Source organism: Streptomyces formicae (assembly GCF_002556545.1).
GTDB lineage: Bacteria > Actinomycetota > Actinomycetes > Streptomycetales > Streptomycetaceae > Streptomyces > Streptomyces formicae_A.
Window position 1 is genome coordinate 8861650 of record NZ_CP022685.1, and the last position, 22041, is coordinate 8883690.

Below are 22041 nucleotides of genomic sequence, written 5' to 3' on the forward strand. Positions count from 1 at the left end.
ATCGTGGACGAGCACCTCCTCAGCGGTCCCGAGCGGGATGTCGCGGCGGACGCGGGACACGAACAGGCCCCGCCCCGGGTCGGGTTCTTCACCGACACCTCCGTCTGTATCGGCTGCAAGGCGTGCGAGGTGGCCTGCAAGGAGTGGAACGCGGTCCCCGCGGACGGCCTGTCCCTGAGCGGCATGAGCTACGACAACACCCAGGGCCTCGGCGCCTCCAGCTGGCGGCACGTCGCGTTCATCGAACAGCCACCCGCCGCACCCGCACCGCCCTCGCCGCCCGCTGCCGACGGGCGCACCGAACTGCCCCTGCTCGACGGCGCGGCACCGCCCCGGCCCGCCACGGACCCGAACGGCACGCCCACGGAACTGCGCTGGCTGATGTCGTCCGACGTGTGCAAGCACTGCACGCACGCGGCGTGCCTCGACGTGTGCCCCACCGGCTCCCTCTTCCGCACCGAGTTCGGCACGGTCGTCGTCCAGGAAGACATCTGCAACGGTTGCGGCTACTGCGTCCCCGCCTGCCCCTACGGCGTCATCGAGCAACGCCCCGACGACGGCCGGGCGTTCAAGTGCACCCTGTGCTACGACCGGCTCGGCGCGGGCCAGGAACCCGCCTGCGCGAAGGCGTGCCCCACCGAGTCGATCCAGTTCGGTCCCCTGGACGAACTGCGGGAGCGAGCCGCCCTCCGCGTCGAGCAACTGCACGACGCCGGTGTCGACCAAGCGCGACTGTACGGGCACGACCCCGAGGATGGCGTCGGCGGCGACGGCGCCTTCTTCCTCCTGCTCGACGAGCCCGAGGTCTACGGCCTGCCCCCGGACCCGGTCGTCACCACCCGCGATCTGCCCGCCATGTGGAAGCACGCGGGCGCCGCCGCCCTCTCGCTCATCGGCGGTGCCGTCCTGTCCTTCGCGCTGCCCGCCCTCGACCGCAGGAGGGGACGTCGATGAGTCCCACGCCCACCCGACGCCGCGGGCGCAGGGCCCGTCGTGGCGAGGAACTCATGGTTCCCCGTGCCGAGTTCGGCTCGTACTACGGCAAGCCGGTCATCAAGGCGCCCTCCTGGGCCCCCCGGGACATCGCCGGGTACTTCTTCCTCGGCGGCCTCGCGGGGGCCGGGTCGCTGCTCGCCGCCGGCGCGCACCTGACGGGGCATCACCACACCGCCACCGCGCTGAAGGTCTCCTCACTCGCTTCCGTCACCCTGTCGACAGCGGCGCTCATCAACGACCTCGGGGTGCCGAGCCGGTTCCCGAACATGCTCCGCGTCATCAAGCCGACCTCGCCCATGAGCGTCGGTTCGTGGATCCTCAGCGTCTACGCCCCCGCCGCGGGCGCCTCGGTGCTGTGCGCGGTCACCGGCCGTCTGCCGCGGCTCGGGGCCGCCTCGACCACGGGCGCCGCGCTGCTGGGTCCGGCGCTCGCCACCTACACGGGGGTGCTCGCCGCCGACACCGCCGTCCCCGCGTGGCACGGCGCCCACCGCCCACTCCCTTACCTGTTCGCAGCCTCCGCCACCGCGGCGGCATCCGGCATGGCGCTGCTGGTGGGACCGGCGCGGGAGAACGCTCCGGCCCGTTGCGCGGCGGTCCTCGCGGCCGTCGCGGAACAAGCGGCGACCCGTGCGGCCGAACACGACCTCGGCATGGTCGCGGAGACCTACCGGACCGGGCGCGCGGGCCGCCTCCTGCGGTGGTCGAAGGCGCTGACCGTCGCGGGAGCCGTGGGCGGAGCCGTCTCCGGACACCGCCCCCTCACCGTCGCGAGCGGCCTCGCCCTCCTGGCGGGTTCCGCGTGCACCCGCTTCGGGATCTTCGCCGCGGGCATCGCCTCCGCGGAGGATCCGCGCTACACGGTCGTCCCGCAGCGCGAACGCGTCGACGGGACCGCACGCCAGGGACGCGCTGACACCGCGTAGGGCGGCCTCGGACGCGCGGGTGTCCCCGGAGGCGGTCCTCAGGACAGGACCGCGGGGAGGGCCAGCGCGCCGAGGAGCGCGGTGCCGAGCACGAACCACGCGACGTAGTCCCCGACGTGTCCCGAGTGCAGTCGGCGCAGTGGCGCAGTCCACGCGTAGGGCTCTTGAGGCGCGGCACGCCGCAGGGCCAGCGCGGCGCCTCCCGCCGCGCACGCGACGGACACCAGGCCGGTGAGCACGGAGGCGGCAGTCCAGTGCGGAGCGAGTGCCGCGGGGGCGCCGAATGCGTGGCCGCTCCCGGTGGCGAGCGCGGGCACGAGGCCGACGGCCAGGGCGCCCGTGAGCAGGGCCGCGGGCACGGCCACCATCGGCAGCGGCACGCGCGACAGCAGGCCCCGTGTCTCCGGCTCCTCGTCACGGCCCGTCGTCTCCTGGGCCTGTGTGGGGCGCGGGCGCGGGCCGAGCCCCCAGAACACGCGCGCCGCGACACGCAGCACGGCCGCTCCGGTGAGCGCGGACACGACGGCGAACAGGAGGGTGCCGACCACGCCCGCGGCCTCCTCGGCCGTTCCCTTCCCGAGGGCGGTGCCGAACGGCGGCAGGCCCGCAAGGGCCAGGGCCGCGACCGTGTAGAGCACGCCCACCAGACGCAACCCCCCGCCGCGCCCGTGGAGTTCGCGCTCGTCGACGCTGCCGTACCGGTCGAGCAGGATCCCGGTGCAGGCGAACAGCGCGGCCTTGGCTCCCGCGTGGCCCAGTACGTACAGGGCGACACCGGCGGTGGACTCCGGGCGCAGCAAGCCGATCCCGAAGAGGAAGAGCCCGGTGTGCGCGATCGTCGAGTAGGCGAGCAGCCGCTTGAGATGGTGCTGCTGCCAGCACAGCACGGCGCCCAGTACGGCGGTCACGGCGCCCAGCGCGACGAGGCATCGCCCCACATCGGCCGTCGGCAGCCCGCCGGCACCGGCGAACACCGTCGCGTGCACCCGCCACACGCCGTAGACACCGAGTTCCACCATCACACCGGACAGCAGCATGCACACCGGCGTCGGAGCCACCGCGTGGGCATCGGGAAGCCAGAAGTGGAAGGGGGCCGCGGCGGCTTTCACCAGCAGCCCGGTCATCACCAGGACGAAGGCTGTCAGGACGAGCCCGTCCGGGGGCCCTTGGGCGTCCAGCCGCGTCCCGATCTGCCGCATGCCCAGCTCTCCGGTGCGCGCGTACAGCAGTGCGATGCCCAGCAACGTCGCGTAGGCGCCGAGTGAGTTGAGGATGCCGAAGGTGAGGGCTCCCTGGACGGCCTTGGGTTCCTCCACGCGGTAGCCGGTCAGGGCGTACGCGGCGACTCCCATCAGTTCGAAGAAGACGAACGCGTTGAAGAGGTCGCCGGTCAGGGCGAAGCCGCACATCCCGGCCTGGAAGAGGAGGACGAGGGCGGGGAACGAGGCGGCGTGCCGGTGCGGGACCTCGTCGAAGTACCGCCAGGAGTAGACGAGCACGGCCAGGGTCAGGAGGGAGACGACCACGGCGAGGCCCGTGCCGGGGGCGTCGCCGACCAGGACGATGCCCACGCTCCTGCCCTGGTGGGGCTGCCAGCCGCCGACCCATTCCGTGGCCGTGGGGGAGGAGCGGGTGAGGAGCACGGCGGCGAGCACGGTCGTGCCGGTCGCCACCGCGGCGGCGACCGCGTCGGTGGCGATCCGGGGCAGCATCCGGCCCGCGGCGACGAGGAAGGCGGCGCCGAGCAGCGGCACGGCCACGACCAGGGGCAGCAGGTGGTTCATCCGCGCAGCTCGGACAACTCGTCGGGGTCGGCGGTGCCGTGGCGCTTGGCCACCTGGATCACCAGGGCCAGCAGGAGCGCGGTCACGGTGGCCCCCACGACGACATCGGTGAGGGCGAGCGCCTGGACCACGGGGTCGACCAGCGGACGCGAGCGCGGAGCCATGTCGGAGTTGACCGGCGCGGTGCCACCCGTGCGGTAACCGACCGCGAGCAACAGGACGTACGTCGCGGCCTGACACACCGACAGACACCCGACGGCATGCACCAGATGGCGGCTGGTGGCCAGCCCGTAGCAGCCGACCAGAAAGATCCAGCCCGCCACCAGATAGGGGAGGACATGCATCAACGCGCCCCGTCCTTGCCGCTCTTGGCGTCATCGGTGATCTCCACCGCCTGATCGAGGAAGCGGCTCACCAGCACGACGACCGCGCAGGCCACTTCGATGCCGACCGCCGCGTTCAGCAGCGGCACGGTGCCGCCCGACGCCAGCGTGTTGAACGTCCCGTGCGGCAGCGTGTTGGCCAGGAAGGAGGCTCCGGCGAGGAGGCCGACCACGCCGACGAGCAGGTATCCGGCCTCGCCGATGGCGTCCCCCACCTCGTACAGGCCCATGGGACGGATGCGTTCCAGCGCCCGGTAGTCCGCCCCGATGTAGAGCAGGTGCACCGCGGTGGCCGCGATGACACCGCCTTGGAAGCCGCCGCCCGGGCTCAACTGGCCGTGCGCGACGACGTACAGGCCCGTCACCAGCGCCACCGGCAGGAGTGCGAGCGCGTAGCGCCGCACCCAGGGGTCGACCCGTGCGGAACCGGGCGGCACGCGGTCCTCGTCGCGGGTCTGGCGCAGCAGGACCACCGTGCCGAGTACGGCGGCGAAGAGGATGGACTCCTCGCCCAGGGTGTCGAAGGCCCGCTGGTCGAAGTTGACCGCCGAGACCACGTTCGCGGTGTGCCGTGCCAGGGACTCGGACGTCGCCCGGTCGCCGTACGGATGCGCGCCGGTGCCGAAGTCCGGCAGCGCCGCGAACGCGCCGACGAGCAGCGCGCCCAGACCGGCGGCGCCGATCGCCAGGACCCACCGCCGCAGCGCCGTGCTCACCGCCCCGCCTCCTTGTCGTCGACGCGCCCGCGACGCCGTACCTTGCGCACCGAGAGCAGGATCAGCAGGGGCGTGAGCACCGATCCCACGGCCAGTTGCGACAGCGCCACGTCCGGCGCCTGAAGCACCGTGAAGAGAGCGGCGAGCGTCAGCCCGAGCACCGCCAGGACCAGTGCCTGCCGTGCCGGTTCGCGCACCGCGACCGCCGCTGTCGCCGACACCGCGACCAGCGTCAGACACACCGCGATCAACAGGTCGTCGCCGTTCATGCCGCCTCACCGCCTCCGTACTCCCGACGCCGCGCGCTCACCGTGCCGCGTCGCCCTTCGCCACCACGCCCACCGTCAGGGACCGTGCGGCGACCACGTTGCCGACGGCCACCAGCGCACCGATGAGGAGCAGCTTCACGAGCGACCTGCCGGGCGCCGTCGCCGCACACACGGCGACGGTCACCGACACCGACGCGATGACACACGTCCCTGTCACGACGGAACTCCCGCGTGGCGCTCCGTCCGCCAGGTCGTCGGCGAGCAGTCGGACGCACACCAGGGTGCCGACAGGCCCGAGAAGGCCGACGACCAGCGACAGATCGACGTACGAAGGCCGCCCGTACCCCTGCGCGAGCAGCAGGAACGTCAGGGCGACCACGGTGCTTCCGGTGTTCTGCGCGAGCAGCCTGCGAGCCAGCGACCCCGCCGCCACACCCCAGATCACCGGCACCATGCCGAAGGCCAGGAGCGCGGCACCGCACGCCGCCCACGCGTTCACCGGGACTCCGCCGCGCGCCTGGCCGCGGTCGCGGCCAGGGCGCCCACCGCCGTGCAGCAGGCTCCCACCGCCAGCTCCATGGCATCGACCGTGCTGATCAGCACGAGCCAGATCCCGGCGAGCGCCGCCCACCAGGCCAGGAACTCCCCGACGCCGCGCAGCCGTTCGCGCATCGGCGCCTCAGACGCGGCACAGGCAGAACGGATGACCGGCCGGATCCGCATACACCCGGAAGTCGCGTCGCCCGTCCTGGTCGTCCAGGTCCAGCGGCATGGCACCCAGCGACAGGGCCAGGGACTCCGCCTCCGCCATGTCGCTCACGTGGAGGTCCAGATGGAGCTGCTGGGAGTCGCCGTCGGCGCTGGGCCACCGGGGCGGCCGGTGGTCGGGCGCGCGCTGGAAGGCGATCCGGTGACCGCCGGGCGCGTACAGGTCGTACCAGTCCTCGCTGTCCTGGGTGATCTCTCCGCCGAGCAACGCGGCGTAGAAGCCCGCGAGCGCGGCGGGGTCGGGGCAGTCCACGGCGGTCAGGCAGTACTGGGCGACAGGCATGTCGTGCGCTCCTTGTCCGGGAGTGTCCATCCGTGCCGGATGCGGTCGTCTCTGCCGAGAGCGGGCGGGTGCCCAGGCGTGGCGCGGGTATGCGCGGGCGCCGCGGTGCCTCCGGTGGGGGAACTCTTCCAGTTGTGCGGGGGCGGGCGAGGGAGGCGCGTCGTGCGGCCGTCAGCCGGTCCACGTCCAGTCGGCGACTTCGGGCAGGTCGGTGCCGTGGGCGCGGATCCAGGAGTGGTGGCGGGTGCGGGCGTCGGTCATGGCCTGGCGTACCGCGGTGGCGCGCACGGCGAGGCCGGGGACGCGGTCGATGACGTCCATGACGAGCCGGTAGCGGTCCAGGTCGTTGCGGACGACCATGTCGAACGGCGTGGTCGTGGTGCCCGCCTCCTTGTAGCCGCGCACGTGCAGGTGTTCGTGGCCGGTGCGGCGGTAGGCGAGGCGGTGGATCAGCCAGGGGTAGCCGTGGTAGGCGAAGATCACCGGCTTGTCGCGGGTGAAGAGCGCGTCGTAGGCGGAGTCGGCCATGCCGTGCGGGTGTTCCTCGCGGGGCATCAGGCGGGCGATGTCGACGACGTTGACGACCCGGACGGCGAGCTCGGGCAGGTGCTCGCGCAGCAGCGATGCGGCCGCGAGGACCTCCTGGGTGGGCACGTCTCCCGCGCAGGCGAGGACCACGTCCGGGTCCCGCGTCCCGTCGTCGGTGCCCGCCCACTCCCACACCCCGGCCCCGCGCGCGCAGTGGACCCGGGCCTCGTCGAGGGAGAGCCAGTCGAAGCAGGGCTGTTTCCCGGCGACGACGACGTTGACGTAGTCGCGGCTGTGCAGGACGTGCTCGGCCACGGAGAGCAGGGTGTTGGCGTCCGGCGGCAGATAGACGCGTACGACGTCGGGGCTCTTGTTGAGGACGTGGTCGACGAAGCCGGGGTCCTGGTGCGAGAAGCCGTTGTGGTCCTGGCGCCAGACGTGCGAGGTCAGCAGGTAGTTGAGGGAGGGCACGGGTGCGCGCCAGGGCAGTGAGCGAGAGGTCTTGAGCCACTTGATGTGCTGGTTGACCATCGAGTCGACGATGTGCACGAACGCCTCGTAGCAGGAGAACAGGCCGTGCCTGCCGGTGAGGTTGTAGCCCTCGAGCCAGCCCTGGCAGAGGTGTTCGGACAGCACCTCCATGACCCGGCCGTCCTTGGCGAGGTGCTCGTCGGTGCCGAGGGTCCCCGCCTGCCAGGCCTTGCCGGTGATCTCGAAGAGGGCGTCGAGGCGGTTGGACGCGGTCTCGTCGGGACCGACGACCCGGAAGTCGCGCCGCTCGGCGGTGTCGGCCATGACCTGGGCGAGCAGCCTGCCCAGGATCCGGGTGGGTTCGTGCAGGGCGGTGCCCGGCTTGTCGACGGGCACGGCGTACCTCTCCAGCGGTGGCAGCGGCAGCGGGCGGGTGCGCAGGCCGCCGTTGGCGTGGGGGCCCGCGCCCAGACGCCGCGCACCCTCGGGGACGCAGTCGAGCACCTGCGAGGTGGGGCGGCCGTCCGCGTCGAACAGCTCCTGGGGGCGGTACGACCGCAGCCACGCCTCCAACTGCCGCAGGTGCTCCGGGTTCTCCCGTACGCCGGAGAGCGGGACCTGGTGCGAACGCCAGGTGTTCTCGACGGGTTCGCCGTCCACGGCATCGGGGCCGGTCCAGCCCTTGGGCGTGCGCAGCACGATCATCGGCCAGCGGGCCCGGCCTTGCGCGGCGCCCCCGCTCCGGGCGGCCTGCTGGATGGCGGTGATGCGGTCGAGCGCCTGGTCCATGGCCTTGGCCATCGCCTGGTGGACCTTGCGCGGGTCGTCACCCGAGACGTGGAGCGGTTCGTGGCCGTATCCCTTGAGCAGCGCGTCGAGTTCGGCTTGGGGGAGCCGGGCGAGGACGGTCGGGTTGGCGATCTTGTAGCCGTTGAGGTGGAGGATCGGCAGCACGGCGCCGTCGTGGACGGGATCGAGGAACTTGGTCGAGTGCCAGGAGGTGGCGAGCGGCCCGGTCTCCGCCTCGCCGTCGCCGACCACGCAGGTGACCAGGAGGTCCGGATGGTCGAAGGCGGCCCCGTAGGCATGCGCCAGGGAGTAGCCGAGCTCGCCGCCCTCGTGGATCGAGCCGGGGGTCTCGGGCGCCACGTGGCTGGGCACGCCGCCGGGGAAGGAGAACTGGCGGAACAGCTTCGCCATCCCCTCCGCGTCCCGGGTGACGTCCGGATACGTCTGCGTGTAGCTCCCCTCGAGCCAGGAGTTGGCCAGGACGGCAGGGCCGCCGTGCCCGGGACCCCACACGCACAGCGCGTCGAGGCCGCGCTCGGTGATGACGCGGTTGAGGTGCGTGTGGACGAGGTTGAGCCCGGGGGAGGTGCCCCAGTGCCCGAGCAGACGCGGCTTGATGTGCTCGGGGCGCAGCGGCTCGGTCAGCAGCGGGTTGCTCATCAGGTAGATCTGGCCGACGGCGAGGTAGTTGGCGGCTCGCCAGTGGGCGTGGAGGGCCGACTGTCGGACGTGGGTCACTGTGCCTCCTGTATGGGGAGTTGTCAGGACTTGTGCGGCGTACGGTAGTGGCCGGGCACGCGGATTTCCGCGCGGGAACGATCAGGTGTGCGGAACGACGGCGACCGGGCAGGTCGCGTGGTGCAGCACCGCGTGGTTGACCGGACCGAGCTGCATGCCGACGTGCCCCTTCCTGCGGCGGGCACCGACCACCAGAAGATCCGCCGCGTGGGCCGCGGCGAGGAGCGTGGTGCGCGCGTACCCCTCACGGGCCTCGCCACGCACCGTGGTCCCGGGACGGGCGGCCGTCGCGGCGCGCACGGCCCGGTCGAGCTGCTCCTCGGCCCGCCGCTGGTGCTCGTCCCGGAGCGCCGTGGGCGCGTCGGGCAGTTCGCGCGCGGGGCAGCGCCAGGCGTGCACGGCCGTCACGGAAGCGCCGTGTGCCCGCGCGTGTCGGAGGGCGAAGTCCGCGGCGGGCGCCGACTCGTCGGGGTCGTCGACGCCGAGGACGACGGTGCGGAAGTCGTGGCGCGTGTTCTTCTCGTCGCCGCGCACGACGATCACGGGCGACGCGGCGTGCGCGGCGACGGACAGGCCGACCGAGCCGAGCAGCAGTTCGGCGAGTTCACCGCGCCCCCGGCTGCCGATCACCACGGCGCCCGCCTCCGCGCTGAGTCGTACGAGCGCGAGGGACGGGTCCTCGGACAGCACCTCGCTCGTCACCTTGACGGAGGCCGTACGACGCTGCGCGCGCTCGACCGCCGAGGCCGTGATGCGCTCCGAAAGGAGGTGTACGGACGGTTGGTTGATGCCGAAGGACGGTTCGTGCCCCTCGTACCACTCCCACCCGGAGGCGTGCACGACACGCAGCGGCACTCCGTGCGCCACGGCCTCGTCCACGGCCCAGTCCAGTGCGCGCAGGCTCGGATCCGAGCCGTCGACCCCGACGATCAGGGGCTTGTCCACGATGCCACCGCCTTCCGGCACGCCCCCGGCAGGGGCTCGTCCTCGGACCGTGTCATCGAGGAGGCCGCCGGGGGAGGGGCGAACAGGCCCCGCTGGGGGACATTCGGCCCCTGTCGCCACCGCGACGGCCCGCGCACAGTGGCCGTACGGCAGGGAGGAGACCGAGATGAGGCACAGCAAGATCGGTTCGGTGATGACCAGCGACGTGGTCAGCGCCCGGTACGGCACCCCCTTCAAGGAGGTGGCCAGGCTCCTGGACACGCACCGCATCAGCGGGCTGCCGGTGATCGACGCCGACGACAAGGTGATCGGGGTGGTCTCGGAGACGGACCTGCTGGTACGCGAGGCCGAGGCCCCCGACCCCGAGCAGCCGCCCCGTCGCTTCCGGCTCCGGAGGAAGCACCCCGTCGCGCGCAAGGACCGCTCCAAGGCCACGGCACGCACGGCAGGACAGCTGATGTCCCGGCCCCCGGTCTGTGTCCACTCGGGCAAGAGCATCGCCGAGGGAGCCCGCCGGATGGCCCAGCACCGGGTGGAGCGGCTGCCCGTCATCGACGACGAGGACCGACTGGTGGGCATCGTGACCCGGCGCGATCTGCTCCAGGTCTTCCTGCGCCCGGACGACGGCATCCGTCACGAGGTGATCGAACAGGTCCTGGTCCAGGCCCTGTGGCTGGCACCGCGGGCCATCGACGTCCACGTACGGGACGGTGTGGTGACGCTGGACGGGCAGGTGGAGCGCCGCAGCGAGGTGCCCATCGCGCTGCACATGACGCGGGAGATCGACGGGGTCGTCGCGGTGGTCGACAAGCTGACTTACCGCGTGGACGACTCCCACCTCCAACCGAGTGACCAGGCCCTGCGGGGCGTGGCCGACGAATGGCTGCGCAAACTCTGAGGAGGGCTCGATCGCCATGACCATCACGGAGGTCCTGCACAAGGAGGGCCTGGCCCCCGGGGCGCATCGCCCGAATGATCATCAAGTCCGCGAAGGGCGGCGACTACCGCGACTTCGCGCGGATCGCCGACTGGGCGCGGCACATCGGAGTCGCGGTGGACGGGCGGTCAGCGCTGAACTCGGCCCGGCCGGGCCCGAATAGGGCCGCTCGGCCCCTGCCCCGCGGGCGGCGGTTCTCCGAGCCTGGTGGACGGGGAACCACCCCGGCCCGGGAGACCGGGGAGGCCGCGGCCCGCAGGGGCGAGACGGCTCAGAAGGAGAAGGAGACGGAGCGATGAGCAACACCACGACAGTGCTGAGTGCCCTCCCCACCGAGCACCGGGACCGGCTGATGCGGATCGCGCGCGAGGTGTCCTTCCCGGTCGGCACCCGGATCTTCGAGGAGGGCGGGCGCGCCGACCGGTTCTGGATCATTCGCACCGGATCGGTCGTCCTGGACATGCACGTGCCCGGCCGCCGCGCTCCGGCGATCGAGACGCTGGGGCACAACGAACTGGTCGGCTGGTCCTGGCTGTTCCCGCCCTACGTCTGGCAGCTCGGCGCCGTGGCGCAGAGCCCCGTGCGCGCCCACGAGTTCGACGCGATGGCGGTCCGCCTCATGTGCGAGGACGACCCGGCCCTCGGCGCCGTGGTCGGCCAGTGGGTCGGACGGGTGCTCGCGCACCGCCTGCAGTCGGCCAGGACCCGCCTCCTGGACCTGTACGCGCCCTACGGCAGCGGGAGCGGCGCGCGGGGGTGACCGGGGTGCCGGCCCTGCCGCCCGCGTCGGCGCCGGGGCCGGCGCGCTCTCGTCTCCTTCTCCGCACACGTCCTCGACCTCACCACCGAGCGCACCTGACCCCGAGGAGGGCACCGTGCTCCACACCCCGCGCACCGTGAGCGACGTGATGACCCACACCGTCATCGCCGTCGGCCGCGAGGCCCCCTTCAAGGAGATCGTCGCGCTGATGGAGCAGTGGAAGATCAGCGCGCTGCCCGTCCTGGCGGGCGAGGGCCGGGTCATCGGCGTGGTCTCCGAAGCGGACCTGCTGCCCAAGGAGGCGTTCCGCGACAGCGACCCCACCCGCCTCGATCAGCTCAAACGCCTCGCCGACCTCGCCAAGGCCGGAGGCGTGAGCGCGGGCGAGGTGATGAGCACTCCCGCCGTCACCGTCCACCCGGACACCACGCTCCCGCAGGCCGCCCGCGTCATGGCCCAGCGGCACGTCAAGCGCCTCCCGGTGACCGACGTCCACGGCCTGCTCCAGGGCGTCGTGAGCCGCGGCGACCTCCTGAAGGTGTTCTTGCGCAGCGACGGAGAACTGGCAGAGGAAGTGAACCGCACCGTGGTCGCCCTCCTCTTCCCCGCAGGGACCGTCACGGTGCGGGTCGAGGAAGGCGTGGTCACCCTCGGCGGCACGATCCGCGACAGGTCCCTCGTGCCGGTCGCGGCCCGACTGACCAGGGCCGTCGAGGGGGTCGTCGACGTCCGCGTCGATCTGGCGGGCAACGGGAGCCGCCCACACCGGGGCGCGGCGCCCACCTGCTGAGAGAGGGCACCGCCGGACGGCGAATCGGGGCCACTCGGCCCTGGTGCACGGCTCGGCGCACCCGACAGGATCGGCACGGGGCACGGGGCACCGGATGGCGGATATCCAGGGGGCAGCAATGACCGTTCGTACGTTCTCGGTGGATCACCCGATCCGGGTCTTCCTCCTCGACGACCACGAAGTCGTCCGCAGGGGTGTCCACGACCTGCTCGACTCCGAACCCGACATCGAGGTCGTCGGTGAAGCGGGCACGAGCGAACAGGCGTTGACCCGTGGCCCGGCCCTGCGCCCGGACGTGGCCCTCCTGGACATCCGCCTGCCCGACAGCGACGGCATCACGGTCTGTCGCGAGCTGCGCTCGAAGATGCCGGACCTCGCCTGCCTGATGCTGACCTCCTTCGATGACGACGACGCGCTCCTGGACGCGATCATGGCGGGCGCGGCGGGTTACGTCCTGAAGCAGATCAAGGGCACCGACCTGGTCGACGCCGTCCGTACCGTCGCCGCGGGTCAGTCCCTGCTCGACCCGGCCACCACCGCCCGCTTGATGAGCGCCCTGCGCGGTCCCGAGGAGGCCCCCGCGCCCCCGCGGGACGAGCGCCTTGCCGCGCTCACGGAACGCGAACGGGAGATCCTCGCCCGGATCGGCGAGGGGCTCACCAACCGCCAGATCGGCAAGGAGCTCTACCTCTCGGAGAAGACCGTCAAGAACCACATCTCCCGGCTCCTGGCGAAGCTGGGTGTGGAACGACGCATCCAGGCCGCCGTGATCGCGGCTCACTTCGAGGCGGACCAGCCACGCTGACGTGCCTCCGCTTACCTGCCTCGCAGCGGAACGTGCCACTCCAGGTGCGTGCCGCCCTCCGGCCCGCGCCCCAGCGACAGCATGCCGCCCAGCCTCTCGGCCCTCTCGGCGAGGTTGCGCAGACCACTGCGGCGACCACTCGCGCCGATGCCGACGCCGTTGTCCGTCACGGTGAGCGTCAGCTCTCCCTTGCCTACGGTGACGGCGATCTCCGCGGCCGACGCCCGGGCATGCCGGGTGATGTTGGAGAGCGCTTCGCTCAGCACGGCCACGGCGTCGTCGGCGGTGGCGGCGGGCACGTCGGTGTCCAGCAGGCCCTCCATGCGCACCGCGGGGGTGAAACCGAGGGAGGTCACCGCCTCCTCCACCGTACGGGCGATCCGCACGCGCAGCCCGGCGCCGACCACCGCGGACGCCTCGTGGGCGCGCAGCCCGAAGATGGTCGACCGGATGATCTTGATGGTGGTGTCGAGGTCGTCCACCGCCCGCAGCAGGCGCTCGGAAGCCTCGGGGTGCTGGACGAACCGCAGGGCGCTCTGGAGCGTCATCCCGGTCGCGAACAGCCGCTGGATCGCCAGGTCGTGCAGGTCCCGGGCGATCCGGTCCCGGTCCTCGAGCAGACTCATCTGCTCGGCGTCCCGCCGCCGGTCGGCGAGTTCGAGCGCCAGGGCTGCCTGACCGGCGAAACCGGGCAGCGGCGCGACCTCGGCCTCGCTGAAGACGGGCCGCCCGGCGCGCCGCGCCAGCACGAGAACGCCGCGCACCCCGTCGTCCGTCCCCATCGGAACCGCCACCGCGGGCCCCAGACCCTTCCACCTCTCCGGGGCGAAGGTGACCCGTGGATCACCGGCGACGTCCGTGGTGACCACCAGATCACCGCCGCTCAACGCGACACCGGCCAACGTCCCTCGGCGGGGAATGCGCTGGCCCCGGTGCGCCTCGGCGCCCTCGCCGAGGGCGAGTACGCCGAGGAGTTCCTGGCTGTCGGCCACCACCAGGTCCACCACGCCGATGTCGGCCGAGGTGATCTCCCTGGCACGCTCGACCATCATTTCCAGGACGCGTGCCTCGGGCGTGCCGGAGAGCAGCGCGTTGGTGAACTCCGCACCGACGGTCAGCCACTGCGCGCGCAGCCGCGCCTCCTCGTAGAGCCGTGCGTTCTCGATGGCCACCCCCGCGGCCACGGCCAGCGTCGAGAGCACCGCCTCGTCCTCGGCGTCGAACTCCGCCCCGCCGCGCTTCTCGGTGAGGTAGAGGTTCCCGAACACCTCATCGCGCACCCGGATGGGTACGCCGAGGAACGAGTGCATCGGGGGATGGTGCGCCGGGAAACCGGACGACGCCGCATGCTCCGTCAGCTCCTTGAGCCGCAACGGCTCGGGATGCCGGATCAGTTCACCGAGCAGCCCGTGCCCCGAGGGAAGATCACCGATCTGCGCGCGCACCCGCTCACGGATCCCCACGGGCAGGAACTCGTTCAGCTTGCTTCCCGTGCCGATGACGCCGAGCGCTCCGTACTCCGCGTCCACCAGCGCGACGGCGGTCTCCACGATGCGCCGCAGCACCTGCGGCAGATCCAGCTCCCGTCCGACCGAAAGCACCGCTTCCAGCAGCCCGTGCAGGCGCTCCGACTCGTCGTGCGCGTCCCCACCCATGAGCTGCCTCCGCCGGGCTCCGTCGGACAAGGCGTTGTAGGTACGCCCTTCACAGTAGCCACGCCCCCGAACTCATGGTGTTCGAGGCGGAGAAGCGGCGCCCGGGTTCGGCTACCTGCGCACGACGGGTGTCAGCCGCTGCGCGAGGATGTCGCAGATGTGCGCGAGCGGGCCGGGCTGTGTCATGGCCCCGTGCGCGGCCGCCACGGGGTGCGACTCCACGGTCCCGGTGACCCAGGCCCGCCACTGCTCCCCGGCCCCGACGGCCGCGTCGGACGCCGCCGCGTCGAAGGACAGCAGGTCTCCGTCGAAGACGGCGGGGGTGTACGTCCCGTGCAGGGCCGCGTAGTTGGCGAGGACCGATGTCACCGCGGCGATCTTCTCGTCGGTCAGCAGCTCGATCCCGGGCGGGTGCGCCTTCTCCGCGCGTGGCGGGTCGCTGACGCCCTTGGCCCCGCCTGCCGCGGCAGGATCGGGGTGTCCGGCCGCCTCCTCCAGCAGGTGATGTACGGCGGAGGCGTCGATGTCGGCCGGAAGGTGCCGCTGCGCGGGGATGGGCGTCGAGTCGAGCATGGCCAGCAGGGCCACTTCCTCCCCGTCCTGCTGCAACCGGACCGCGACCGCGTGCGCGAGGGCGCCGCCGAGGGACCAGCCGAGCAGGTGGTACGGCCCGTGGCGCTGCACCGAACGCACCTGGGCGACGTAGTCGTCGATCATCTCCTCGCTGGTGGCTGGCGGTTCGTCCGCTCCGGAAAGCCCGCGGGCCTGGATCGCGTAGACCGGCTGGTCGGGCCCCAGGTGCCGGGGGAGACCCGCGTAGCACCAGCCGAGGCCACCCGCCGGGTGGAGGCAGAACAGCGGCGGGCGCGTTCCCGACGTACGCAGCGCCAGGACCATCCCGAACGGGTCGGCCACCGGCACGTGATCCGCCATCAGGTAGCGGCAGAGTTCGGCCACCGTGGGCGCGGCGAAGAACGTGCTGAGGGAGAGGTCCTTGCCCAGTTCGGCGCGTACGCGGTGGGCGAGCCGGTAGGCCGAGAGGGAGTTGCCGCCGAGAGCGAAGAAGTTGTCGTCCAGGTGCACGGTGCGCACGCCCAGGACGGCGGCGAACAGGTCGGCGAGCGTGCGTTCGGTGGGGGTGCGCGCCGGGCGTCCGGCCGGTGGGCAGTGGAGGTCGGCGAGCGCGGGAAGGGCCGCCCGGTCGAGCTTGCCGTGGGAGGTGAACGGCAGGCGGTCCAGGGCGAGGTAGCGCGCGGGCGTCAGGTGGTCCGGGAGCCGTTCCGCGGCCCAGGCCCGCAGGTCGTCCGGCACCTGGGCCGTACGGGACACGACGAACGCCACCAGCGCGGGAGCGCCCGTGGCGGGGTGCGCGACCGTCACGGCGGCCTGCCCCACGCAGGGGTGAGCGGTGAGCGCGTTCTCGATCTCGCCGGGCTCGATGCGGTTGCCCCAGAGCGAGAGCTGGTGGTCCGCGCGGCCCAGGAACTCCAGAGTGTCGTCCGGCGTCCAGCGGACCAGGTCGCCGGTGCGGTACATGCGTCCGCCGGACGCGTCGAACGGGTCGGGCAGGAACCGTTCCTCGGTCAGCTCAGGACGGTCCAGATAGCCGCGCGCGACCTGCGGCCCCGCCAGGTACAGCTCGCCGGGCGTGCCGGGCGGCAGCATGCGGAGCGTGTCGTCGAGGACGTACGCCCGCACGTGGTGGCCGGGCCGTCCGAGCACGGGAGCGTCCCCCTCGGCGTCGAGTCGGCAGTAGACGGCGTCGACGGTGCATTCCGTGGGCCCGTAGTAGTTGTACGAGACCGTCTCAGGACGGGCGCGCAGCGTCCGCCACAGCTCCGCGTCGAGCGGCTCGCCGCCGACCATCAGCAACCGGGGCCGGTCGCGCCCGTCGGCGAGCAGACCGCAGGCGATGAGCTGGTGCAGGTAGGAGGGCGTGACGTCGAGGAAGTCGATGCCGTGCCCGGCCACGTAGGCGGTCAGGGCGTCGGGATCCTTGCGGAGCCCGTCGTCGATGACGTGCACCTCCTGGCCCGCGGCGAGGAACAGCATCCCCTCCCACGAGGTGTCGAAGGTGAAAGCGGCCGTCAAGGCCGCGCGCAGCGGTCGCCCCGCCGCGCGGGCGGCGGGGGCGATCAACTCGCGTTCGTGGTCGAAGTACAGGTGGGTGAGGCTCCGGTGCTCGACGACGACGCCCTTGGGCCTCCCGCTGGAGCCCGAGGTGTAGCTCACGTAGGCGGGATGGCGGGGGAGCAGCGGGGAGACGCGGTCGCCGTCGGTGAGGTCGTGGTCGCCGCACCCCTCGGCTCCGGGGCGGCCCGGCTCCGCGGCCCCGTCCGCGCCGATCCGTACCGAAGGACAGTCGAACAGCCCGTCGAGGGCCGCGGTGTCCGTGACGACGCACACCGGGCGCGTATCGGCGAGGACGTGCCGGAGCCGCTCGGCGGGATGCCCCGGATCCAGCGGCACGCACGCGGCACCCGCCTTGAGTACGGCCAGAACGGCGAGCGGGTAGGCGGCCGTTCGGGACAGGGCGAGCGCCACGTGCCGTTCTGGTCCCGCGCCGTGCGCGACCAGGAGCCGGGCGAGCCGGTTGGCACGCGAGTTCAGTTCCCGGTACGTCAGCGAGGTCACGCGGTCCACGACCGCGCGGGCCTCGGGTGTGCGCCGTGCCCGCTCCTGGACGAGCTCGGGCAGCAGGCGCGCGGGGACCTCGGGCGTGGGCCCGTGCACGGCGGACAACCGCCCGCGGTCGGCGTGCGTGAGGACGTCGAGCGAGCCGACCGGCAGTTCGGGGTCCGCGGCGGCGAGGGTTTCGAGCAGCGCCAGGAACCGTTCGTGGTGAGCGCGCACCTCGGCGGGCGGGTACGTGTCCGCACCGGCGTTGAAGTCGATCCGCAGCGTCCCGTCGGCGGAGCGCTCGTAGACGTTCACGGCGAGGCCGTCGCAGGGCCCGTTGGAGAGGTTGTGCAAGGTGGCGGGGCACCGGCCGAAGGCCAGCGGCTCGTCGTACCCCATGATGTTGATGCCCCAGTCCCCGAGGAACCCGCCGGGTTTGGGAGCCCCCAGGTCCCTCACCAGATGTCCGGCGGGAAACCTCTGGTGGCGCAGCAGATCGCGTGCCTGCCGCGCGGTCTCCCGCATCAGCTCCCGTACGGTCAGCTCGCCCCGGCACCGCACGGCGAGCGGCAGGACGTTGGCCAGCATCGAGGGGACCGCGCGGCAGACCTTGCCGGTGCGGCTGGTGACGGTCAGGTCGAGGGAGACCTGCGCGCGGCCCGTGAGCCGGTGCACGTACAGGGCGAGGGCCGCCATGGCGACCGCGGGCAGACTCGTCCTGGCCTGCCGGGCGAGCCCCCGCAGCGCCTCGGCCGCGGCGGGGGCGATGTGCCCCGTCTCCCGGTGCGGAAGGTTCGTCAGCGGCTTCAGGCGAGCCGTCGTACCCGGGACGGGGTCCCGCGTACGCACCTGTTCGGACCAGTAGGAGAGGTCCTCCTGCCAGCGTGGCGAGTGCCGGTAGGCGTCCTCGTCGGCGATCAGTTCGGCCAGCGTGGGCCACGGCGCGGGCGCGACGGAACGCCCCTGCTCCAGGGCGGTGTAGATCTCCGCGAGACGCTGGATGAACAGGGAGAACCCGTAGCCGTCAAGGGCGATGTGATGAACGCCGATGTACAGCAGACGGCGCTCCTCCTCGGTGCGCAGCAGGGCCACGGACAATGCGACGCCGTGCCGCAGATCGATCGGCCGGAACAGCCGGGAGCGCATCCACGCCTGCGCGGCCTGCGCGGGGGAGGGCGCGTCGCGCAGGTCGTGCCGTTCGATGGGCGAGGGCGGATCGTCCGTGAGGATCTGCCGGACCTGCCCCCGATCACCCTCCTCGAAGCGGACCCGGAGCGCTTCCGTGTCCTGGACCGCCCGGCGCAGCGCCTCTTCGAGCAACTCCTCGTCGAGCGGCCCGGTGATCTCCATGAACTCGGCCGCGCATCCGGTCGGACTCGTGGGATCCAACTGCTGGTAGAGCCACATCCCGTGCTGGGATGCCGTGAGCGGCAGCCGCCGGCCTTCGCTTCCGAATTTGACGTGCATGGACGTGCTCTCCTGCCGACACGGTGGGTTCGGGACGTAAGGGCCAACGAACGACGGCGGAGGGAGTACTGGCCGGGCGCGCTATACCCCGCCGAGCGCGGATACCAGGCTCGCGACCGTGACGGTGTTGAAGACGAAGGCGATCACCGAATTGGCCGCCACGGTCCGCCGCATGGCCCGTGTGGTCACGTTGACGTCGGTGGCGCCGAACGTCGTCATCGCGGCCAGGGCGAAGTAGACGTGGTCGGCCCAGCCGGGCGCCTCGTCTCCGGGGAAGTCGAGCGCCTGCTCGTTCTCCACGAGGTTGTCGGCCTGGAAGGTGACGGCGAAGGCCACGACCACGCAGATCCAGGCGAGGACGACCAGGGCGAGAGCCACCAGGGTGCGTGGCAGGGCGGCGAAGGTGGTGCCGAGGTGGCCGGGCAGCCACAGCACCGCGACCACCAGCGCGGCGGCCGCGATGAGCAGCGACGCCCCGGGTCCGGGTGCGGTCCCGAACACGTAGCGCTGCAGGAACGTGCCACGGGCTTCCCGCTCTGCCCAGGAACGGACCTGCTCCGGAGCGGCCTTCATGAACGCGGTCAAGGTGATCGCGAGGTAGGGCAACAGGTAGGCGAAGAGTACGAGGACACCGACGTCCGCCGTCGAGATCCGCACCACGCGGTCGTAGGAGAGCAGCACCGCCGCGCCCGCCGCGAAGGCCAGGCACACCGCCGATCGGCGCCGTTCGGAGAGCCAGCGATTCACGGGCGGCCTCCCTGGGGCGGACGGCATGCTGAAGGGTGAGATCCCGGCCGATGCTAAGGGCGCTGAGGGGTTCCGGCTCCCCGGCGGAGGCATCCGGACGCGGTGTCTCCCCGTGGTCCAGGGGCTGCGTCCGGCCTCACCAAGGGCGCGTGAGGGTGTCGAGCCGGGCTGCGAGGTCGGGGTGGGCGGCGGCCAGATGGGGGCGGGCGGCGGTCAGGGGGGTGAGGAGTTCGGCGGGGTCGTCGTGGGCGAGTGCCGCGTGGAGTTCGCGGAGCGGGCGGTCGGCCGCGGCGGGCAGGTTGGTGAGCGCGGTGATCTGACCGGCCAGGCGGCGCAGGTCGGCCGCGTTCCGGCGGGCCCAGGTGGCGGTGTCGCGCTCGGCGGCGCGGGCCTGGCGGGTGGCCTGGACGCGCTGCTCGCCGGTGGTCCCGGTGGGGCCGGGGCGATTGCGCAGGTAGCGGCGTTCGGCTGCCTGACGGCTGGCCACGCCCAGGGGGTGGGCGAGGTCGGCCCAGCTGGCGCCCGCGAGGCGGGCCGTGTCGATCAGGCCGCTCTCCCATCCGGCGAGCTGTTCGCGGACCTGCCGCAGCAGCGTCAGGGAGGCCAGCGCCTGTTCCGGTCCTGGCTCGGAGCCGGGGGCGTCGGGGGCCTCGTGCCCGGCGGTGCGCAGGGCGTCCTCAATGGCGTTGAGAGCCGCAGTGGCGGCGAGGAACGAAGCCGGGCTGTGGGCGTCAGCGTCGGCACGACGGGGCTGGTCGGCTGCGGTCACAGGCACCTCCCTCTTGGTGTCATCCCGTGGTGTCATCCATTGGACGACACCTTGTTTGTCATCCAATGGATGACATGCTACAACAGTGTCAGTGCAGCGCATTGGCAGCAACTGCCCGAACTTCTGGAGGTGTTCTCACGATGTTGATGCGCACTGACCCCTTCCGTGAGCTGGACCGGCTGACGCAGCACCTGATGGGCCCGGGCACCTGGTCGAAGCCTTCGGCGATGCCGATGGACGCCTACCGCGAGGGCGACGAGTACGTGGTGGCCTTCGACGTCCCCGGCGTCAGCGCGGACGCGATCGACATCGACGTCGAGCGGAACATGCTCACCGTCAAGGCCGAGCGGCGGCCCGCGACGAAGGCCGATGAGGTCCAGATGGAACTGTCGGAGCGGCCGCTGGGCGTCTTCTCGCGCCAGATCGTGCTCGCCGACACCCTCGACACCGAGCACATCAAGGCGGACTACGACGCGGGGGTGCTGACCCTGCGCATCCCGATCGCCGAGCGTGCCAAGCCCCGCAAGATCTCCATCGGCGTCGGCTCCGGCCGCAAGGAGATCTCCGGCTGACACCGGCCGGACGGGTGCGGCGGACGGGCGCCTCGTCTCCCCCTCGCCCCGCCCGCCGCACCCCCTCGGACGGTTCCGAGGAACTGAGGGGCGCCGCGAAGACTCTGCGACGCGCGCCTTCCGAAGGGCTTCGCCCGGATCCCGCTCCAGCTCCCTTCGGCTACGACCTGCTCTTCGGCCGCCCCCGGCCCAACTGACCCATGCCGCGGTGCCGCACGTCGGCACCGCCCCATCCCGGCTCGACGAAAGGCAGACAACGCAGTGATCACCGACGTACGCGCACCGCTTGAGCACCAGCAGCCGTACGGGACGGCGTATGAGCAGATGCTGGAGAAGGTCCGCTACGAGGGCGCCTACCCCACCCGCGAGCGGGCCGACCAGGCCGTCCGCCTGGTTCTCGCGGGACTCGGGCGCCAGCTGACCGGCGACGAACGCGTCGCCCTGGCCCGGGCCCTGCCCTTCGAGGCCGCGCGCGTCCTGACGGCGCAGGTCCCCGCCATCCAGCCGCTGACCGGCTGGGCCTTCGTCAAGGACCTCGCCGCCCGTGCCGGAGCCTCCCTGGCCACCACCCGCTGGGACACCGGCTCCGTGTTCTCCGCCGTCGCCGCCTGCGCGGGACCCGACCTGATCACCCGGATCCTCCAGCAACTCCCCACCGGCTACGCCCTGTTGTTCGGCCGAGCCGAACTCGTCAGCCGCGCCGCGTGACCTGGCCGCGTCGGCCGGTGCGCTGAGCGAGCCCGTCGAGGATGAGGGCGAGACCCGCCTCGAACGCCGCCTCGTGGTCGAGGACGGGAACATCGGCCGGCAGGTCTTCGCCCGGGCCCGGGTCCGCCTGCTCCTCCAGGACACAGCCGACCGTGTACCGGCCGACGGCCAGCATCGCCATCTGCGCGTCCTTCTCGGGCACGCCGGAAGCGACGAGGAAGGCCATCTTGTGGCGGATCCGGTCGAGGTCGCTGGTCGGCGTGGTACCGGCGTGCAGGCGCGCGCCGTCGCGGCGCTCCAGCAGCGTGCGCCGGAAACTGCGCGCGTTCTCCAGGAACCACTCGCGCCAGTCGTCCTCGGGTGACGGGAGCGGCGCGGCGGCGTGCGGGGCCAAGGCGGCCTTCGCCATGGCCGTCAGAAGGTCCTTCTTGGTCCGGAAGTGGTAGTAGAGCGACGGCTGTTCGACGCCGAGGCGTGTGGCCAGCCGCCGGGTGCTCACGGTTTCCAGGCCCACTTCGTCGAGCAGGTCCAGCGCCTCGGTGACGACGGTCTCGCGGTTCATCTTGGTCACGTTGACAATCTATCGCTGATAGAAGACTCTGGAAAGGAATCAATC

At 72.3% G+C, this 22041-nt stretch carries 23 protein-coding genes; 9 read left to right on the forward strand and 14 right to left on the reverse strand.

Going from position 1 to position 22041, the window contains the following annotated elements:
* Positions 1-3 precede the first annotated feature (3 nt).
* Positions 4-954 carry a 4Fe-4S dicluster domain-containing protein gene (locus KY5_RS38135; RefSeq protein ID WP_098246484.1) on the forward strand — a complete coding sequence of 317 codons (951 nt, stop codon included), beginning with the start codon at positions 4-6 and terminating at the stop codon, positions 952-954.
* Positions 951-1922, forward strand: coding sequence for an NrfD/PsrC family molybdoenzyme membrane anchor subunit (gene nrfD / locus KY5_RS38140; RefSeq protein ID WP_234363071.1), 972 nt, complete (start codon positions 951-953; stop codon positions 1920-1922). The genes KY5_RS38135 and nrfD overlap by 4 nt, the downstream gene beginning before the upstream one ends.
* Before the next feature lie 38 nt (positions 1923-1960).
* Here nrfD and KY5_RS38145 read toward each other — a convergent pair whose 3' ends face one another.
* From KY5_RS38145 to KY5_RS38180, 9 genes are all read right to left on the reverse strand, one after another.
* Positions 1961-3706, reverse strand: coding sequence for a complex I subunit 5 family protein (locus KY5_RS38145; protein WP_098246486.1), 1746 nt, complete (start codon positions 3704-3706; stop codon positions 1961-1963).
* Positions 3703-4053, reverse strand: coding sequence for a sodium:proton antiporter (locus KY5_RS38150; protein WP_098246487.1), 351 nt, complete (start codon positions 4051-4053; stop codon positions 3703-3705). Before KY5_RS38150 ends, KY5_RS38145 begins: the two co-directional genes overlap by 4 nt.
* Complete coding sequence (locus tag KY5_RS38155; RefSeq protein ID WP_098246488.1) at positions 4050-4805, reverse strand: MnhB domain-containing protein; 756 nt, start codon at positions 4803-4805, stop codon at positions 4050-4052. Before KY5_RS38155 ends, KY5_RS38150 begins: the two co-directional genes overlap by 4 nt.
* Entirely contained in the window at positions 4802-5074 is a 273-nt protein-coding gene (locus KY5_RS38160; protein ID WP_098246489.1) for a Na(+)/H(+) antiporter subunit B, read from the reverse strand. The genes KY5_RS38155 and KY5_RS38160 overlap by 4 nt, the downstream gene beginning before the upstream one ends.
* A 37-nt stretch (positions 5075-5111) precedes the next feature.
* Complete coding sequence (locus KY5_RS38165; protein WP_098246490.1) at positions 5112-5573, reverse strand: monovalent cation/H+ antiporter complex subunit F; 462 nt, start codon at positions 5571-5573, stop codon at positions 5112-5114.
* Complete coding sequence (locus KY5_RS42345; RefSeq protein ID WP_199843429.1) at positions 5570-5746, reverse strand: hypothetical protein; 177 nt, start codon at positions 5744-5746, stop codon at positions 5570-5572. Before KY5_RS42345 ends, KY5_RS38165 begins: the two co-directional genes overlap by 4 nt.
* Positions 5747-5753: 7 nt before the next feature.
* The gene (locus KY5_RS38170) at positions 5754-6125 is read right to left on the reverse strand and encodes a VOC family protein (protein ID WP_098246491.1); all 372 of its coding nucleotides are present in this window, start codon (positions 6123-6125) and stop codon (positions 5754-5756) included.
* A 171-nt stretch (positions 6126-6296) separates the two neighbouring features.
* Entirely contained in the window at positions 6297-8651 is a 2355-nt protein-coding gene (locus tag KY5_RS38175; RefSeq protein WP_234363072.1) for a phosphoketolase, read from the reverse strand.
* Positions 8652-8732: 81 nt separating this feature from the next.
* Positions 8733-9596 (reverse strand): universal stress protein, encoded by an 864-nt coding sequence (locus KY5_RS38180; protein ID WP_098247754.1) that lies wholly within the window; start codon positions 9594-9596, stop codon positions 8733-8735.
* 166 nt (positions 9597-9762) lie between these two features.
* On the opposite strand from KY5_RS38180, the gene KY5_RS38185 reads away from it, so the two are divergent.
* From KY5_RS38185 to KY5_RS38205, 5 genes are all read left to right on the forward strand, one after another.
* The gene (locus KY5_RS38185; RefSeq protein WP_098246493.1) at positions 9763-10494 is read left to right on the forward strand and encodes a CBS domain-containing protein; all 732 of its coding nucleotides are present in this window, start codon (positions 9763-9765) and stop codon (positions 10492-10494) included.
* A 74-nt stretch (positions 10495-10568) separates the two neighbouring features.
* On the forward strand, positions 10569-10832 hold the full coding sequence (locus KY5_RS38190) for a hypothetical protein (RefSeq protein ID WP_098246494.1): 264 nt from the start codon (positions 10569-10571) through the stop codon (positions 10830-10832).
* The gene (locus KY5_RS38195) at positions 10829-11293 is read left to right on the forward strand and encodes a Crp/Fnr family transcriptional regulator (protein ID WP_098246495.1); all 465 of its coding nucleotides are present in this window, start codon (positions 10829-10831) and stop codon (positions 11291-11293) included. The genes KY5_RS38190 and KY5_RS38195 overlap by 4 nt, the downstream gene beginning before the upstream one ends.
* A gap of 148 nt (positions 11294-11441) precedes the next feature.
* Positions 11442-12083 carry a CBS domain-containing protein gene (locus KY5_RS38200; RefSeq protein ID WP_199843709.1) on the forward strand — a complete coding sequence of 214 codons (642 nt, stop codon included), beginning with the start codon at positions 11442-11444 and terminating at the stop codon, positions 12081-12083.
* Positions 12084-12201: 118 nt separating this feature from the next.
* Positions 12202-12888 (forward strand): response regulator, encoded by a 687-nt coding sequence (locus KY5_RS38205; protein ID WP_098246497.1) that lies wholly within the window; start codon positions 12202-12204, stop codon positions 12886-12888.
* Between the two features lie 11 nt (positions 12889-12899).
* Here the strand turns inward: KY5_RS38205 and KY5_RS38210 are convergent, their stop codons facing one another.
* The 4 genes from KY5_RS38210 to KY5_RS38225 form a co-directional block, all read right to left on the reverse strand.
* Positions 12900-14543: a GAF domain-containing protein gene (locus tag KY5_RS38210; RefSeq protein ID WP_098246498.1), complete on the reverse strand. Its 1644-nt coding sequence runs from the start codon at positions 14541-14543 to the stop codon at positions 12900-12902.
* 111 nt (positions 14544-14654) lie between these two features.
* Positions 14655-18629 (reverse strand): non-ribosomal peptide synthetase, encoded by a 3975-nt coding sequence (locus tag KY5_RS38215; RefSeq protein ID WP_234363073.1) that lies wholly within the window; start codon positions 18627-18629, stop codon positions 14655-14657.
* Positions 18630-18710: 81 nt separating this feature from the next.
* Entirely contained in the window at positions 18711-19376 is a 666-nt protein-coding gene (locus KY5_RS38220) for a DUF1345 domain-containing protein (RefSeq protein ID WP_234363074.1), read from the reverse strand.
* A gap of 136 nt (positions 19377-19512) precedes the next feature.
* Positions 19513-20145 (reverse strand): type III effector protein, encoded by a 633-nt coding sequence (locus KY5_RS38225; protein ID WP_098246500.1) that lies wholly within the window; start codon positions 20143-20145, stop codon positions 19513-19515.
* 140 nt (positions 20146-20285) lie between these two features.
* On the opposite strand from KY5_RS38225, the gene KY5_RS38230 reads away from it, so the two are divergent.
* Both KY5_RS38230 and KY5_RS38235 read left to right on the forward strand, forming a co-directional pair.
* Positions 20286-20717 carry an Hsp20/alpha crystallin family protein gene (locus KY5_RS38230; protein ID WP_098246501.1) on the forward strand — a complete coding sequence of 144 codons (432 nt, stop codon included), beginning with the start codon at positions 20286-20288 and terminating at the stop codon, positions 20715-20717.
* Between the two features lie 261 nt (positions 20718-20978).
* On the forward strand, positions 20979-21425 hold the full coding sequence (locus KY5_RS38235) for a DUF2267 domain-containing protein (protein WP_098246502.1): 447 nt from the start codon (positions 20979-20981) through the stop codon (positions 21423-21425).
* Here KY5_RS38235 and KY5_RS38240 read toward each other — a convergent pair.
* Positions 21409-21987 carry a TetR/AcrR family transcriptional regulator C-terminal domain-containing protein gene (locus tag KY5_RS38240; protein ID WP_324965838.1) on the reverse strand — a complete coding sequence of 193 codons (579 nt, stop codon included), beginning with the start codon at positions 21985-21987 and terminating at the stop codon, positions 21409-21411. The two genes, KY5_RS38235 and KY5_RS38240, sit on opposite strands and share 17 nt — an antisense overlap.
* Between the last annotated feature and the right edge of the window lie 54 nt (positions 21988-22041).